Source organism: Aurantibacter sp. UH7 (genome assembly GCF_056839165.1).
In genome coordinates this window covers 180,162-195,394 of sequence record NZ_CM166388.1, presented here as the reverse complement: position 1 = coordinate 195,394, position 15,233 = coordinate 180,162, and the positions used below count along the sequence as shown (strand labels likewise).

15 protein-coding genes are annotated in these 15,233 nt (G+C 34.7%); 5 read left to right on the top strand and 10 right to left on the bottom strand.

All coding sequences use genetic code 11. The features are described from left to right. Positions 1–9: 9 nt before the first annotated feature. The 3 genes from UH7x_RS00915 to UH7x_RS00905 all read right to left on the bottom strand — a co-directional run bounded on the left by UH7x_RS00915 (position 10) and on the right by UH7x_RS00905 (position 2,641). On the bottom strand, positions 10–459 hold the full coding sequence (locus UH7x_RS00915) for a hypothetical protein (RefSeq protein ID WP_482361845.1): 450 nt from the start codon (positions 457–459) through the stop codon (positions 10–12). Positions 460–587: 128 nt separating this feature from the next. After that, the gene (locus UH7x_RS00910; RefSeq protein WP_482361844.1) at positions 588–1,631 is read right to left on the bottom strand and encodes an aminotransferase class I/II-fold pyridoxal phosphate-dependent enzyme; all 1,044 of its coding nucleotides are present in this window, start codon (positions 1,629–1,631) and stop codon (positions 588–590) included. Beyond that, a complete protein-coding gene (locus UH7x_RS00905) occupies positions 1,631–2,641 on the bottom strand; it encodes a dipeptide epimerase (RefSeq protein ID WP_482361843.1) in 1,011 nt (336 codons plus the stop codon). Before UH7x_RS00905 ends, UH7x_RS00910 begins: the two co-directional genes overlap by 1 nt. A 329-nt stretch (positions 2,642–2,970) precedes the next feature. On the opposite strand from UH7x_RS00905, the gene UH7x_RS00900 reads away from it, so the two are divergent. Next, a complete protein-coding gene (locus UH7x_RS00900; protein WP_482361842.1) occupies positions 2,971–4,290 on the top strand; it encodes a hypothetical protein in 1,320 nt (439 codons plus the stop codon). A gap of 110 nt (positions 4,291–4,400) precedes the next feature. On the opposite strand, the gene UH7x_RS00895 is transcribed toward UH7x_RS00900, so the two are convergent. From UH7x_RS00895 to UH7x_RS00880, 4 genes are all read right to left on the bottom strand, one after another. Continuing rightward, positions 4,401–5,132, bottom strand: coding sequence for a head GIN domain-containing protein (locus UH7x_RS00895; protein WP_482361841.1), 732 nt, complete (start codon positions 5,130–5,132; stop codon positions 4,401–4,403). Between the two features lie 98 nt (positions 5,133–5,230). Continuing rightward, positions 5,231–6,997, bottom strand: coding sequence for a PspC domain-containing protein (locus tag UH7x_RS00890; protein WP_482361840.1), 1,767 nt, complete (start codon positions 6,995–6,997; stop codon positions 5,231–5,233). Between the two features lie 2 nt (positions 6,998–6,999). After that, complete coding sequence (locus UH7x_RS00885; RefSeq protein ID WP_482363562.1) at positions 7,000–7,335, bottom strand: PadR family transcriptional regulator; 336 nt, start codon at positions 7,333–7,335, stop codon at positions 7,000–7,002. Positions 7,336–7,530: 195 nt separating this feature from the next. Continuing rightward, a complete protein-coding gene (locus tag UH7x_RS00880) occupies positions 7,531–8,004 on the bottom strand; it encodes a DUF4870 domain-containing protein (protein ID WP_482361839.1) in 474 nt (157 codons plus the stop codon). A 171-nt stretch (positions 8,005–8,175) separates the two neighbouring features. On the opposite strand from UH7x_RS00880, the gene UH7x_RS00875 reads away from it, so the two are divergent. The 3 genes from UH7x_RS00875 (at position 8,176) to UH7x_RS00865 (ending at position 10,294) form a co-directional block, all read left to right on the top strand. After that, the gene (locus UH7x_RS00875) at positions 8,176–8,631 is read left to right on the top strand and encodes a DUF4442 domain-containing protein (RefSeq protein ID WP_482361838.1); all 456 of its coding nucleotides are present in this window, start codon (positions 8,176–8,178) and stop codon (positions 8,629–8,631) included. A gap of 143 nt (positions 8,632–8,774) precedes the next feature. Further along, positions 8,775–9,572, top strand: coding sequence for a TIGR00266 family protein (locus UH7x_RS00870; RefSeq protein WP_482361837.1), 798 nt, complete (start codon positions 8,775–8,777; stop codon positions 9,570–9,572). A gap of 68 nt (positions 9,573–9,640) precedes the next feature. Beyond that, entirely contained in the window at positions 9,641–10,294 is a 654-nt protein-coding gene (locus tag UH7x_RS00865; RefSeq protein WP_482361836.1) for a DUF2461 domain-containing protein, read from the top strand. A gap of 9 nt (positions 10,295–10,303) precedes the next feature. On the opposite strand, the gene UH7x_RS00860 is transcribed toward UH7x_RS00865, so the two are convergent. Genes UH7x_RS00860 through UH7x_RS00850 form a run of 3 tightly spaced genes read right to left on the bottom strand, consistent with a single transcriptional unit; the run spans position 10,304 to position 13,402 of the window. After that, the gene (locus UH7x_RS00860; RefSeq protein WP_482361835.1) at positions 10,304–10,828 is read right to left on the bottom strand and encodes a DUF3124 domain-containing protein; all 525 of its coding nucleotides are present in this window, start codon (positions 10,826–10,828) and stop codon (positions 10,304–10,306) included. Between the two features lie 10 nt (positions 10,829–10,838). Further along, positions 10,839–12,413, bottom strand: coding sequence for a M81 family metallopeptidase (locus UH7x_RS00855; protein ID WP_482361834.1), 1,575 nt, complete (start codon positions 12,411–12,413; stop codon positions 10,839–10,841). A gap of 2 nt (positions 12,414–12,415) precedes the next feature. Next, positions 12,416–13,402 (bottom strand): sugar phosphate isomerase/epimerase family protein, encoded by a 987-nt coding sequence (locus tag UH7x_RS00850; protein ID WP_482361833.1) that lies wholly within the window; start codon positions 13,400–13,402, stop codon positions 12,416–12,418. A 112-nt stretch (positions 13,403–13,514) separates the two neighbouring features. On the opposite strand from UH7x_RS00850, the gene UH7x_RS00845 reads away from it, so the two are divergent. Then, on the top strand, positions 13,515–15,218 hold the full coding sequence (locus UH7x_RS00845) for a GMC oxidoreductase (RefSeq protein ID WP_482361832.1): 1,704 nt from the start codon (positions 13,515–13,517) through the stop codon (positions 15,216–15,218). The last annotated feature ends 15 nt before the right edge of the window (positions 15,219–15,233 follow it).

Sequence of the window (15,233 nt, the reverse complement as noted above, 5' to 3'; positions counted from 1 at the left end):
GAAAGAATTTTAATTCAGCCTTTTATAATTTTCAGAATTGATTCTATTACCTTCTTCATCGGTGAATATTTGACTAAAACTATTATTTTTCAAATCTAGTTCCATTGTCCAAATCATATCTTTATTAGCTACTTTTCGCATTGATGCGGACATATATTCTAATTTTTCAAGTAATTGATTATCCTCAACTTGATAAGAACCATAACCAAACCATTCCACCGAATCGTTCGGGACATATCTCGTCCACATAACTTTGCCGTCATAAAACATTTTAATTTGTCGATAGCCTTTTGTTGCTGGCAAAGTATCAGAAACATTTTCGCCATCTACATAATTATAAAAACTTACTAATTCCCAAGTTCCTTCTATTGAAGGGTGCAATGCGGGTTTTGTAGATGCCATTTCCGTAGCGGAAATGAGGAATAGCATCAAAAAAACCAATCCGAGTAATTTTTTCATGGTCGTATCCTTTAAAGTTATTAATGAGTGTATTTTAAAAAGTTACGACAAAATTTAATAAAAATGTAATTTATTGTTAAAAATATCACGAATGTGATATTTAAATATGAGATGTTTTGTTCGTTGTGTTAGAAGTGCTCCGCAATGCAATTGGTTAATTTTTCAATATCACTTGCTTTGTGATGTGCACTTATCACTATTCGTTGAACCAATTCGTCGTTATCCATTGGGTAATAGAAATGAGTAACAATGATTTTGTTTTTTTCGAAATGCGCGTTTAATTCTTTATTTTCAAAAGCAAAACATGGGTATTCTGGCAGAAAATTAAATTGACTTATTTGCGCAGTATTCGCAATGAAATATTCAATGTTTTTTAGTAAAAGACTTCTTTTTGTTTTTACAATTTCTTGGGATTCAAGTAATGTCGCCATTGAAGCTGGTGAAGCCGGACTAGCAGCTGCGTACATTTCTAAAGTTCTTAATTGATTAATGGTTAAAGTATTGCCTGCTATAAAACCTGCCTGAATTCCAAACCCTTTGCCTAGCGATCCGCAAACTAAAAGCTCTTTAGGATTCATTTTAACTAATGATTCATATACGCCATTTCCGTTTTTACCAACAATACCAAAACCATGCGAATCATCAACAACTAGCGTAACTCGTTCGAGATTAATATTTTGTAACCATTCAAACTTAGGATAGTTATTTCCCCTAAGAAGAATTGAATCTAGAAAGAGAACAGGATTTTCATTTGGATTCTTTAGTGCAGCTTCTAAATTGGTCAATAAATCCTGAAGATTTTGTTGATTCTCTGTATTTAATAAATGCAAAGCTTCATGAGTGGCAGGGGCATACAAACAAATTCGATTTTTTGAATGAAAATATTTTGCTAGTATTTGCCCAGTTAAAAAGCCTGATGACATTGTAAAGCAATCTTCACTTCCTATAAAGTCAGCCAAATACTTTTCAGCCTTATCATACACATCTAATCGAATATTGGCATTTCTTGAAGCACCATAATTGGTCCCGTATTTTTGTATGTTTTTAATAAATATTTCTTGAAAATCTTTATCGGTCTGTAATCCTAAATAAGCAGTACCGCCGAAATACAAAAACTTCTCGTTTTTAATGGTGATTTCTCTACCAGGAAAACTATTTACTTTATAAGCCATTACAATAAGGTTATTCCACTTCCGGCTAATTCAGGAAATACAACTTCTGCATTGCTTTTAATTTGTACACCTTTAGCTATATCGGAACTTAAAAGCATTGCTCCATCCATATCTACATAATCAAGTTGTGGTAAAAGCTGAGCGATAGCCGAAATGCCCACGGTGGACTCTGTCATGCAACCTACCATAACTTTTAAGCCTAATTCTTTTCCTTTTTTTATCATACGTAGAGCAGGAGTGAGGCCGCCACATTTAGTTAGCTTTATATTAATCCCCGTAAAATGCAATCCACATTTTTCTACATCAGATTCTACAATACAACTTTCATCAGCAATAACAGGTAAAACACTGTGGTGCATTACTTTTTCCATGCCTTCCCAATCATCTGCTTTTAATGGTTGTTCTAAAAACTCAACTCCTAAATCTTTTAAAATAGGTGCATTAAATATCGTTTCTTTAGCCGACCACGCACAATTTGCATCAATTCTGAAAATGGCGTCAGAATTTTTTCTAAGTTCTTTTACAATGGCAACATCATTATCTGTTCCCAACTTAATCTTATAAATAGGCCATGGAGTTTCCTTCATTTTAGCAACCATTTTTTCAATAGTGTCAAGACCTATGGTGTAATTTGTTTTGGGGTATTTTTCTTTTGTCGTACCCCATATTTCAATTAACGACTTTCCTCTTATTTTTCCGAATAGATCATGTGCCGCAAGATCTAAGGCACATATTGCAAAATTGCTTAACTGTTTACGTACTAGAAAGGCATGAAATATTTCTGGTGTCGTAAAATCAAAACCTTCGATTTCATTTTTAATAGCAGTTATTTCAGACATCATACTTTCAACCGTAATTTTGTAATATGGATTGGAAGTTGCTTCGCCATAACCAGTTTTTCCATCCAAAGAAAGCACAACAATTAAGGTGTTTTGAAAATCGTGAGATTCTCTAGAAATACTAAATGTGTGCTTTAGCGGAAGTATGAATTTTTTTAGTTCTAATTGCATGAAAAAAGTTTGTACTAATATATACAAACCGCTGATTAAAAAATAAATCTAATCTAGATTTCAATCGTCCTGTTGTAAAAATTTATAATCTTTAGATTTAAAGTTGAAATCAAATAATGATGACTTTTAGTGGTGCAGAATTTAAAATCCTACTTTTGAAATAATTAAATAGTTAATTGGCTAAAAGTGCAATCAAAAGTATAAATACCTTCAATGGTCTGACTATCATGTAGATGAAGCTTAAATTAGGTGTCTTTATCGATAATTATTTTAGATAATATCTAGAAATTGTACATTTTCAGTTGGTTAAAAAATACTAGAAAGAGTTCATGATGAAAAAAGTAGTTATCCTAAGTTTTTTGTTCGTAGAACTTTTTGCATTTTCTACTATTAAACCGTCCACATTCATTGGGAAGGATGAGCGTATTGAAGAATCAAAAGAGTTAAAGTGGGCTTCTGACTATAACCTGTTAACCACAAATTCTCCTGCTGAAAATACTGTGGCTTTACGGAAAATATTTCGTGAAAATGAATCTGGTAATCTAAATCTTATTTGCATTGAAAAAGGAACTTATAATCTGGATGATTCTGTACTTCCGAATGGAGTTCGCGATTTTAAAATAATAGCAGATAAAGGAGTTGTGTTAAATATAACTACAGACCAACCCATTATAGATTCTAGATTAAATACAGGTGGAATCTCAAATTTATATATCGAAAATTTAACCTTCAGTTCTTCCTATAAAGGGGTTACAAATGAGAATGAAAATCCTGCTTTATTTTTTGTAGGTGCTACACCAGTTAAGAATATAACTTTTAAAGATGTAAATTGGACGGCACCTGGTGGTACCATAAATGGTTTTAAATCTGCAAATGAATCCAACTTTAAAACTGAATCAATTCACTTTATTAATAATAATTGGTTTGATATTAGCCGAATGGCTATTGAGTTTATTAACCATGTAGATCACGCGGTTTCTAGGTATAATGACATTCGAGTACTTGGAGGTACCGTAAATAATATCGGACTTTGTGGAACAAATGGAATCGCCATAAGTTTTTCAGGAAGAGGTGATGATAACATAATTGAAAAGGTGACTTTTAACAATGTGCCAATAACAGCAATTGAAAATGTAGGTTCTTGGAATACTATTTATAATAGTAATGTTTTTAAGACTAATGTGGAAAGACCAATACTAATTACAAACACATATCTAAAAGAGAATATAAAAATTACCAACAATATAGATGCTGAACAAACTGCGGATGCCAATGGTATGGAATTTACAAACATTAATGGTTTAATAATGACCGGAAATACTTTTCGTGCAGGTATCTATTTTAATAATGTACGTAATGTAAAAGTTACTAATGACATATGGATTTCAGATGTATATGGCACTTTATATATTGATGGTAATTCGGGGGAATTTGATTTTGAAAATGTTACTATTGAAAATACATCAGAATTTAATCCAGCTATTATTACTAATAATGATGCAATTGGCAGTGTAGATTTTAAAGACGGTTTCATAAAATTTAATGGACCTAAATCTACTCATACAGGTGCCGGAAGCAGTACGTTAAAAATTGAGAATACGAGAATTAAAGAAGGGTCAAAAGCAGAAATTGTTGAAAATCCAAAATAAGAAAAAGCCACTGAAAATAATTATTCTCAATGGCTGGTGTTTAAGTATTACAATTGGTTGCTTTGAATATAGATTATGAATTGATTATCTTAAAATAAAGCACTATTTAATTAGTACTTATGTACGCTGCCTGAAGCAGATTTATTCTTTTTAACAGAAGGGTCACCTTGGTAAGCTATGTTGCCACCACTAGTTGCATCGGCAGTTAACCTATCAGAAACATTTACGGAAATATTAGAACCGCTACTGGCATCAGCATCACATATTTTAGATTGTAGATTTTTGGTGTTTATGTTGGCACCGCTACTTCCATCAACGTTTAACATATGTGTTTTACCTGAAATTGTTATGTTGGCACCGCTACTAGCATCAATATCAATATCACTTACTGCAATTTCAATATCTATACCTGAACCGCTACTAGAGTTAATCTCTAATTTATCAGATTTAATTAATCCTCTAGCATTTAAGCGCGCTCCACTAGAACTATTAAGTGCTTCTATTTCGGGTAACGAAACATGAACCTTTTTGGTAGCTCTGCCAATGTTTTCTTTGGCATGAATACGAAGTTTGCCATTTTTAATATCGGTACCAATTAAATTGATAATATTCGAATCTCCTTCTACTTCAATTTTGAAATCGTTGGCTTGGGTTACATAAACTTCAATTCCTTCTGAAGCCGAAATTTCATCAAAATTTTCAGTTATTCTTCTGTTTTCTGTTACTACCTCACCGTTACCTCTTTCACCGGAACCGAAATCACCGATGTTAATATCCATTCCACAAGATGTGGCTAAAAATGCTAAGATGAATCCGATTGCGATTCTTGATAATGTTGTCATGATTGTTGTTTTATTGATTGATGTAAATTTGATATTTCTATTGGTACTTTTTAAATTCTATTTTCTGAACTGTTGATATTATATGATGAATTGTAATTTTAGTCTTCGTCGGTGTTTATTTTAACGCCGTCGCTATTAATATTGATGTCTACATTATCGCTATTATCTTTAGCTTTAATATTAACACCGTCTTGGTTCACTTTCATTTTAAATGCTTCTCCATTATCATTAATATTAATATCAATGCCGTCTTCATTTATTCTAATGTGATTATTGTCATAATCCTCGTCATTCTCTTCTTCCGGACATTCTTGACATTTTAATTCATTATCAGCACCCATTTTCCAGATATAATCTTCTAGGTCGCCAGAATTACGATCTGTATCCGCACTCATAATCCAGTTGCGATCACTGTCAGAATGGTACTTTAATACCGTGCCTACCGGTACAAATAAATTAACTCGAACTTCTTGGTCTTTAAATTTACTCTCACTATTCGTAGTTAAATAATCGTTTAGAATTAATCGATTGCCAACTATGTCGTAACTGTAGTTTATTTTCTCTGCTACCGATCTAGCTTCCACAACAGAAGGGCCGTTGGCTTCTCTTTTTACTTCAATTCTAATTACAGTGTCATTAGATCTCTTTAAACGGAAACGTACATCATCTGAAAGTAAAATAGGTTCTCCATCGTCATCATATGTCATTACCATATCATCCATACGCACATTAGAACGGTTATCCCATAAATCTGTTCGTACCAATTCAATGTTTAAGGTGTCTGATGTTTTATCTAAATATAGTTCTCGTTCTGTGGTAATTCCTCCACTGTAAGCATGTGCAGCAGCTTCTTTTATTCCCATAACAATTAGGCAGATGATAGAAATTATCCAAAGTCCAAGTAGTGAGAATTTTGCAATACTACCAATCGATTTTAGATTGTTAACCAATATTTTTAATCCTAAATACAATAGAAAGAAAAACGGAATTCCAACTGCAAAGAAAATTAGTAATGACCAAACCCAAACCGATGTTCCTGTAATATTATCAAGAACGTTTTCTAAGCCCGGTACATGAATCCAATCTAAGGTACCAACAGTTAACATGCCGATGAACATACCAATAATTGTAGCGGCGCCAATAACGATTAATATGATACCAATAAATTTGCCGAAAATTTTGAATAAGAACATGATGATATCACCTACAGTGTCAAAAAAAGTTTTCCCGCTATTTTTAACTTTACTGTAGTCGGCATTTTTTACTTTATCTGCAACATCATCAAATCCTTCCTTTACTTTTCGCTCGATATTACTTATGTTAATGGCTTCACCACGCATATCTAATTTTTGAGAGGTGGTAGTAGCCTCAGGTATTAATATCCAAAGCAATCCATAAATTAAAATGAACCCTCCTGTAGAACCGATGGTTAAAACAATCCATAGTAAACGAATCCATAAAGGATCAATATTAAAATAATGAGCCAAACCAGCTGATACCCCTGCAACATATTTGTGTTCAGTATCTCTATAGAATTTCTTGGCTCGCTTTCCAGAAGATTTCGCTTTTGATGAGATAGGTTCGTCTTCGAAAATATCTTCATCGACCATATAATCTTCAGGTTGCCCCATTATTGCGATTACTTCATCAACTTCTTTTACGGTAATAACTTGTCTTTCATTCTCTAATTTGTCATGAAAAAGTTCAGCAATTCGCGCTTCGATGTCCGCTATGATTTCATCGCTACCTGCAGTATTTGCAAAGGAGCGTTTTACCGATTCTAGGTAGCGTCGCATTTTGTTGTACGCCTCTTCATCTATATGAAAGAGTACGTTTGCTAGATTTATATTTACTGTCTTGTTCATCGTTAGCTGTTTTTTGTATTGGTAACCAAGTTTGTGGCGCTTCTTAATTCGTCCCAAGTGGTATCTAATTCTTTTAGGAAAAGTTTTCCTGTTTCGGTTAAAGTATAGTATTTACGTGGTGGTCCTGAGGTAGATTCTTCCCAGCGATAATTGAGAAGGCCTGCATTTTTTAACCGAGTTAATAGGGGATAAATAGTACCCTCTACCACCAGCATCTTAGCATCTTTAAGAGTGCCTAGAATTTCAGATGCATATTTGTCTTTTCCATTGAGAATGGAGAGAATGCAATATTCTAGAACCCCTTTGCGCATTTGCGCTTTTGTATTTTCTACGTTCATAATGTCTTTTTGCTTTTTATGCTTTGCATGTCCGCTTCCTGGCGGTCCTTTTTGTGTGGTGCTTGTCTGCATAGATTAACTGTTCGTTTTTGTTGAACTTTATTCTGCAATGGCTGAAAATTGTTCATGTTAAATTGATTGATGATAAACTCCGTTTAATTAACTATTACAGGGTGTGATTAAGACCCTGGTACTTTACTTTATAAAATTTATGGTAATAGGATATTCAAATTCTTCTCCTTCGTTTGTTTTTATTGTTGCTAAAATAGTATACACGATATTCACTACAAATAATGCTCCCTGTGCTAATCCTGCAATTCCAATTGGGAATAACCATTTTCCAAATCTAAAATCGTCCCTATCAAAACTAATATTCAGATTGTTGAAATTATTAAGTCCATTTAATCCAAAATCAAAAATATCAGGTAAGATTCCTATAAAAAATGGAACAGTAATTATTCCTAAAATAATAGAGTAGAGGAGTATGCTTATTTGAAAATTTAAAGCTTGCTTACCATTATGATCTACAAAACTGTATTCATTTTTATTAGCTGTCCAAAGTACTAATGGAATTATGAAATTTCCGAAAGGGAAAAAGAACTTAGAAAAAGTCGAAGCATGTATTAATGCCGATAAGTTTTTTTCGTGTTTGGTTAATGCGCTTTCCATGGTCTATTTGTATTACTTTTTACTTCAATTATATTGATAACCTAATAACTTCCTATGCAAATATATGTCTAAAAAAAGGTACTATGCAAAACAAAGTACTAAAATTTAAGATAAGTTTAACAATTAAATGTTTCGATTATTTTCAATACTTTTACGTAAAACATAATAATAATGGGCGCTTCAGCTAGCAATTTCAATAAATTCACTTTTTTTAAATTACCTGCCGCTTGGTGGACAGGAGTTCGTGTAAAATCGATAAATGAACAGAAATGTGTGGTAACGGTTAAACATAGTTGGCGAAATCAGAACCCATTTAGGTCAATGTTTTGGGCTGTACAGGGTATGGCCGCAGAACTGAGTACGGGTGCTATGGTAATTAACCAGATTCAAGAAAGTGGTAAAAAAATTTCAATGTTAGTTCAAAATAATAATGCCAACTTCTCAAAAAAAGCAACGGGAGTAATAACATTTACTTGTGAAGACGGACACCTAATAGAGGAGGCTATAAAAAGAACTATTACCACGGGCGAAGGTGAAACTTTTTGGATGAAGTCTGTTGGAGTTAATGAAGATGGAGTAGTGGTGTCTACTTTTAATTTTGAATGGACGGTGCGACTGAAGAAATAATATTATGACTAGAGTTCATTAATTGACAGCAGACAGAAGTGAAATTTTGAACGCCCGATATTGAGTTTGAAGATTTTTACCATATTATGTAACAAAATTATAAGAACCGACAACTAACAACCATCAATTAAAAACGAAATAAAATGAATGCACACGAAATAGACTATCAAATATTTGGAGAAGAAATGCAATACGTCGAAATAGAACTCGACCCGCAAGAAGCTGTTGTAGCGGAAGCTGGTAGTTTTATGATGATGGATTCGGATATTAAAATGGATACCATCTTTGGAGATGGTTCTAATCAAGAAAAAGGTATTCTTGGAAAAATGTTTTCAGCTGGTAAACGAATGCTCACAGGAGAAAGTCTTTTTATGACTGCTTTTTTAAATGTTGGACAAGGGAAAAAGCAAGTGAGTTTTGCATCGCCCTATCCTGGTAAGATTCTGCCGATAGATCTATCAGAAAAAGATGGAAAATTTATATGTCAGAAAGACGCTTTCTTATGCGCTGCTCAGGGTGTTTCAATAGGAATTGAATTTTCGAAAAAATTAGGCCGAGGCCTTTTTGGTGGAGAAGGATTTATTATGCAAAAGTTAGAAGGCGACGGAATGGCTTTTGTACATGCCGGTGGTACTATAGCTAAAAAAGAATTGGCTGCAGGTGAAGTTTTAAAAGTAGATACCGGTTGTATTGTTGGCTTTTCGCAAACTGTAGATTACGATATCGAATTTGTTGGTGGTATAAAAAATACAGTATTCGGTGGCGAAGGACTTTTCTTTGCTACGCTTCGCGGACCCGGTACGGTTTATATTCAGTCGTTACCATTTAGCCGTTTGGCTGGTCGTGTTCTGGCATCTATTCCTCGTGGTGGCAAAGATAAAGGTGAAGGTAGCCTTCTTGGAACTATTGGTGATATAGTTGGTGGTGATAATCGGTTTTAAATGTATCCTATATCTTAATCTCCTTCCCGAAGGAAGAGGGGAGTTTTTCTAAAGTATATACCCTGCAAATGGATTTCAAAAATCAAATTGACTTTCTTAAAGAACTTCAAAAAAATAATAATAAAGAATGGATGGATGTAAACCGTAAATGGTATAAAGAAGTCCGTAATGATTTTATTGGCTGGCTTGATAGTATGAATACTAGACTATCTGCTTTTGATGATGAATATTATGATACTCCCGGTAAAAAAGGCATAAATAGAATTAATAATAATTTAATGTTCCATCCAAATAAACCAATCTATAAAGATCATTTTGGGGCTGGATTAGATAAGCGTCCAAACACTGGAGATTTCTATATAGAGATTGGAATCGAACGTTGCATTTTTGCTGGCGGACTCTGGCGACCAGATCCGAAACGATTGCGAAGTATTAGAGATGCAATAGATTATGATGGGGAGGAACTAAAAAAAATATTAAATAAAAAATCATTTAAGCAAACCTTTGGTGGACTTTATGAAGATGTAAAATTAACAAATGCTCCCAAAGGTTTTTCAAACGACCATACGCATATAGATTTGTTGCGAAATAAAACTTTTGCCGTAGCAACCGAATTTTCTACCCAAGAAATTTTTAAACCAGATTTTGAGAAAAAAGTAATTAAAGTTTATAAAGAAATGCTTCCTTTCAGGAGGTATCTGAATAAAGCAGTTTCAGTTTAATAAACTATTTTATCGATTACTAATCGACATTCCTTTGGTTGTAAAAGAAACGCCTTGTTGCCCTTGTGTTGAAATCATTACCCCTTGAAATATTGGTTTTACAACGTCACTTTTAGCACTCCAATTAACAATAAAATTAGCGCCGGCACCTCCGCTCGTGTCACTTTCGTCAATAACATATTCAGCTGTCTGTAACGGTTTTAGGGCTATCGGTGAGCTTAAAAAGCTTTTTGTTTTCTCCCCAAAAGAATTATAATAATCTACCTCACTAACATAAATAGTATGTTTTAAACTCGTATTGCGAAGACTTAAGGTAGCTGTTAGGTTGAAACGTATATTTTTTGTTTTAATATAAATCTCTGAATAAATAGGGACATAAGTGGTGTCGTTATGCACAATTCCATCCGGTACTTTTTCTATTTGAAGTCCCTTAAAATGTTCTTCATGTAATTTATTTTGCGCATTTTCTGAACACGATGTAATTGCTAGCATGGCCAGTAGTAAAAATGTTGTTTTCAATATGTTTTTTGTCATTAGTGTTTTTTTAATTTAGTTTATTAGAAGCCCGCATTAGTCTTGCGCTCAAATCGGGATTTTTCATATTAGCATCCAAAGGAAACATAGGGCGTTTTATGTTTTTATAACCCAAACGTTCTAAATCCTGATCTACACCACCTGGCGTTAAAGCCATAACCCATCCTTTCCGCATATTATATAATTCAGGTACTAGATATCCAATTTTCACAACTACAATTTCAGATTGCTTTGGGTTCAATCCTAAATTAGTAAAATCACTTTCGTTATGATATGGCTTTCTTTTTTTTGTTACAATTACGTGAACACTTCCTACTTTTACAACCACCTCAATTTCTGCGTCTCTATCGCCTTCTTTAGTGGCTTCAATGATTCCTGTTAACTTTATAGGAGGTGCAAAACGATTGTCGACGGCTGCCCCTGCAGTAGCACTTATTTTTCCGCCAACACCAATTTTCACGGCTTCTTTAACAAATTCTGGCCCTGGTATTGAAGCGTAAATTAATGATGGTCCGTTTGCCTTTTTAAACTCCGGGTGTTTCAATATTTCAGTAAGCGTCCATGTTACATCGCCAGCACCACCGGCGGTTGGATTGTCACCCATATCACTTATCATAAAAGGGTGTTCTTTGCTATTTAGAGCCATATCTATACTTTCTTCGAGCGTTGCGACAGGTGCTACAAATTCAAATTCGTTTCGTACATCCCAAAAGGCATTCGCCAATTTTTCAGCACTAGCAGTAACCTTAACTTTATCGTCACCTGTTACCATAACCACAGCATGATTTCTTGGCTCATCGGCCCATGCATAGCCAATCCAAATAGCAGCATCTAATACACCTTCTTGTGCTGTTATATCAGGAATCTTAGCATATAAACTTTTACCTGGTTCAATACGCGTGCTCGTTTTTTCACCGGGTAATAAAATAGGAACAGGTATCCATGCTTTAAATTTCGGCCTCCCTTTTCCGTTTTCTAGACGGTCAAGCAAGTTTGTAATTGCACGCTCTTTAGATTCTAAAGCATCTTCATGGGGAGCCATTCGGTAGCAAGTAATCAAATCAGAATGTTCTGCTAATGTTTCCGAAACATTACCATGTAAATCCATAGAGGTAGAAATCAGGACATCTGGACCAATGACTTTTCGAACGCGTTTAATAAAATCACCTTCGGCATCTGTAATTCCAACGACGCTCATCGCTCCATGTAAATCGAAAAAGAGTCCGTCATAAGGCCCGTTTTCTTTTAACATTTTTAAAGTTTTGCCAACCATTGATTCGTAAGCTTCTCGGGTAACTATACCACCAGGGATTGATTTTCCTAAAAAAGTGGGAATCCATTCAGCACGTTTTCGAACAGTAGTTCCCTCTGCAAAAAATGGATACCTACCAAAAATAGAATCACCTATACGCGCATGAAATGCTTCCTCGTTAGATTGAGCAGGGGAAAAGGTGCTGGATTCTATACCTATGCCTGCAATGGCAATTCGAGGTAAATCTTTTTTGGATTCTTGGTTTTCAACTTTTGGTTTACAGCTAAAATTAAAAATCAAGAAAAGTGCGAGAACAAAAAGTAATTTTTTCATAATTAAGGCGTGTCAATATTTGAAAGCGCTTTTGCTACAGTAGCATGTGTTTTATAATAACACGTTTTTAAAAGTGTTTTGGCATCCATGGTGTCCCAATAACCTTTATTAAAAAGTTCCACCGAAAAACCTCCCCGAAAACCTGCATTGTATAATTTTGGGATTACTTCATCAAACGGACAAATACCATCACCAGGAAAAATTCGGTCCGAATCTTTTAATTTCTCAAAAGATGGTTCTGCTGGATAATCATTAATATGCATTACAGGCATGCGTTTTCCATTAAGTACATCTATAGTATCCCAATCATTTCCTCCACGATACACATGATAGAAATCTAAAAGCATGGTCGCTTTTGGATGTCCCGTTGCTATTGCGATTTGAGCACAATCTGCAATTTTGTTTAAAGCACCCATACCCCAAAGTTCTAGTATTGGGGTGACTCCTGTTTCATGACCTAACTCTAATATAGCCTTATAACGCTGTGCATAATCATCATATTTATTTCTGTCCAATGCTGTAATACCTTGAACAGGGGCGGCAATAAATCTACCACCTATTGCTGCTATAATTTTCATTTCATCACGTAACTGATTCATTGCTGCTGCTCGTTCATCAGCATCATCGCTACACCACTTCGAAAAACCTATAATGTTTTCAAGGGTTAGTTCGTGCTTTATTAATTTGTTTTTTAGGGTTGTTGTAGTACCACCATTATCAATATACTTCTGAATATCTCGCATCCAAAGTTCTATACCGTCGAAACCTGCTTCTGCAACCATATCAATTTGTACGTCTACTGGTAACTTGTAATGAATTAGGGTAGATGTATTCAAACTAATTCTTACTGGGAGTTTTTCATTTTTCACCTTTTTAATAGATGGAGAAAACGCATCATTATTAGATGTAAAGGCATAACCGCTTAATGTGGCGAGTGATATTTTAAGACTATTTGCAATGGCTTTCCTTCGCGTTATTCTGTTTTTCATTCAATCATTTTTTATACCGATTAAAGATAACACCAATTTCTTTTCGATGGAAGTTTCATTTTGTGGAACGGCGTCTAAATTCTTACCTTCGAGGACCAACAATTATTTTTATATGGCCAATTATAATATAGATGCAAAGAAAGAGGTAACCTATGATGCAATTGTCATTGGTTCTGGTATTAGTGGTGGATGGGCTGCAAAAGAACTTTGTGAAAAAGGACTTAAAACTTTGGTTCTTGAACGTGGGCCGATTGTAGAGCATGTTGTGGATTATCCAACAATGAACTTAGACCCTTGGGATACGGAACTTAGAGGCGGACTAACCCCAGATCAAAAGGAAAAACATTATAAAGCTATTCGCTCTGGCTGGATTGGCACTGATACCGAGCACTTTTGGGCAGATGATAAGGCAAATCCATATACTGAGGAGAAGCCATTTTTATGGTTACGTGGTCATCAAATGGGCGGTAAGTCTTTATTATGGGGAAAGCAAACCTATAGATGGAGCGATTTAGATTTCGAAGCAAATGCAAAAGACGGTCATGGTGTAGATTGGCCAATTCGATATAAAGATATTGAACCTTGGTATACCTATGTTGAAAAGTTTGCAGGTATTAGTGGTGAGGCCTTAGGTTTACCACAATTGCCAGATAGTCATTTCTTGCCACCAATGGAATTAAACTGTGTTGAGAAGCATGTAAAAGCAAGAATAGAAAAAGATTTCCCTGGTAGAAATATGACAATCGGACGTTGTGCACATTTAACTGTGCCACATAATGGTAGGGGCCAATGTCAGAATAGAAATAGATGTAGTAGAGGTTGTCCATTTGGTGCCTACTTTAGCTCTAATGCAGTGACATTGCCGCCAGCAAATGCAACAGGCAACTTAACGATAAGACCTTTTTCGATTGTACAATCACTTATTTACAATGATGAAAAAGGAAAAGCTACAGGTGTTCGAATTATTGATGCCGAAACCAATGAGGCTATCGAATATTCGTCTAAAATTATTTTTGTTAATGCATCTGCATTAAGTTCTACACACATATTATTGAATTCTACTTCTAGTCGTTTTGAAAATGGTTTAGGAAATGATAGCGGTGAATTGGGGCATAATCTAATGGATCATACCTATAGAGTAGGAGCGATGGGCAGTGTAGAAGGTTTTGATGATAAATATTATAAAGGAAGAAGACCGAATGGAATCTATATTCCGCGGTATTGGAACATTGATGAGAAATCTAAAAATGATAAATTTTTAAGAGGATTCGGGTATCAAGGCGGAGGTTATCGCGGTGGAAATGCTGCCAATATTGAAGATTTTGGTGCTGATTTTAAGGATAGTATTTTAAAACCAGGACCATGGGAATTCTTTATAACAGGTTTTGCAGAATGTCTGCCTTATCATGATAACAAAATAAGTTTAAATACAGAAGTGCTTGACAAATGGGGACAACCAACATTAACGATCGATGCTGAATTTAAAGCAAATGAGAAAGCTGCTAACAAACAGATTCAAGAAGATGCTGTAGAAATGCTAGAAAAAGCTGGACTGAAAGATGTATTAGGTTTTGATAAAGAACACCCACCTGGGTATGGTGTTCATGAAATGGGTACCGCTAGAATGGGGCGCGATCCAAAAACTTCTGTGCTGAATGAATTTAATCAAGTTCATGCGGCTAAAAATGTTTTTGTAACTGATGGTGCTTGTATGACATCTTCATCTTGTGTAAATCCTTCATTAACGTATATGGCATTAACAGCTAGAGCCGTGAATCATGCAGTTTCAGAATTAAAAAAACAAAACTTGAGCTAGTAATAACTGGTTTGC

Bases quoted from the DNA above. Each gene is read 5' to 3' on its own strand.
- UH7x_RS00905 (WP_482361843.1), bottom strand. From the start codon at position 2,641: ATGCAATTAGAACTAAAAAAATTCATACTTCCGCTAAAGCACACATTT.
- UH7x_RS00850 (WP_482361833.1), bottom strand. From the start codon at position 13,402: ATGAAAAACAGAATAACGCGAAGGAAAGCCATTGCAAATAGTCTTAAA.
- UH7x_RS00875 (WP_482361838.1), top strand. From the start codon at position 8,176: ATGGGCGCTTCAGCTAGCAATTTCAATAAATTCACTTTTTTTAAATTA.
- UH7x_RS00890 (WP_482361840.1), bottom strand. From the start codon at position 6,997: ATGAACAAGACAGTAAATATAAATCTAGCAAACGTACTCTTTCATATA.
- UH7x_RS00915 (WP_482361845.1), bottom strand. From the start codon at position 459: ATGAAAAAATTACTCGGATTGGTTTTTTTGATGCTATTCCTCATTTCC.
- UH7x_RS00860 (WP_482361835.1), bottom strand. From the start codon at position 10,828: ATGACAAAAAACATATTGAAAACAACATTTTTACTACTGGCCATGCTA.
- UH7x_RS00900 (WP_482361842.1), top strand. From the start codon at position 2,971: ATGATGAAAAAAGTAGTTATCCTAAGTTTTTTGTTCGTAGAACTTTTT.
- UH7x_RS00865 (WP_482361836.1), top strand. From the start codon at position 9,641: ATGGATTTCAAAAATCAAATTGACTTTCTTAAAGAACTTCAAAAAAAT.
- UH7x_RS00910 (WP_482361844.1), bottom strand. From the start codon at position 1,631: ATGGCTTATAAAGTAAATAGTTTTCCTGGTAGAGAAATCACCATTAAA.
- UH7x_RS00885 (WP_482363562.1), bottom strand. From the start codon at position 7,335: ATGAACGTAGAAAATACAAAAGCGCAAATGCGCAAAGGGGTTCTAGAA.
- UH7x_RS00845 (WP_482361832.1), top strand. From the start codon at position 13,515: ATGGCCAATTATAATATAGATGCAAAGAAAGAGGTAACCTATGATGCA.
- UH7x_RS00880 (WP_482361839.1), bottom strand. From the start codon at position 8,004: ATGGAAAGCGCATTAACCAAACACGAAAAAAACTTATCGGCATTAATA.
- UH7x_RS00855 (WP_482361834.1), bottom strand. From the start codon at position 12,413: ATGAAAAAATTACTTTTTGTTCTCGCACTTTTCTTGATTTTTAATTTT.
- UH7x_RS00895 (WP_482361841.1), bottom strand. From the start codon at position 5,132: ATGACAACATTATCAAGAATCGCAATCGGATTCATCTTAGCATTTTTA.
- UH7x_RS00870 (WP_482361837.1), top strand. From the start codon at position 8,775: ATGAATGCACACGAAATAGACTATCAAATATTTGGAGAAGAAATGCAA.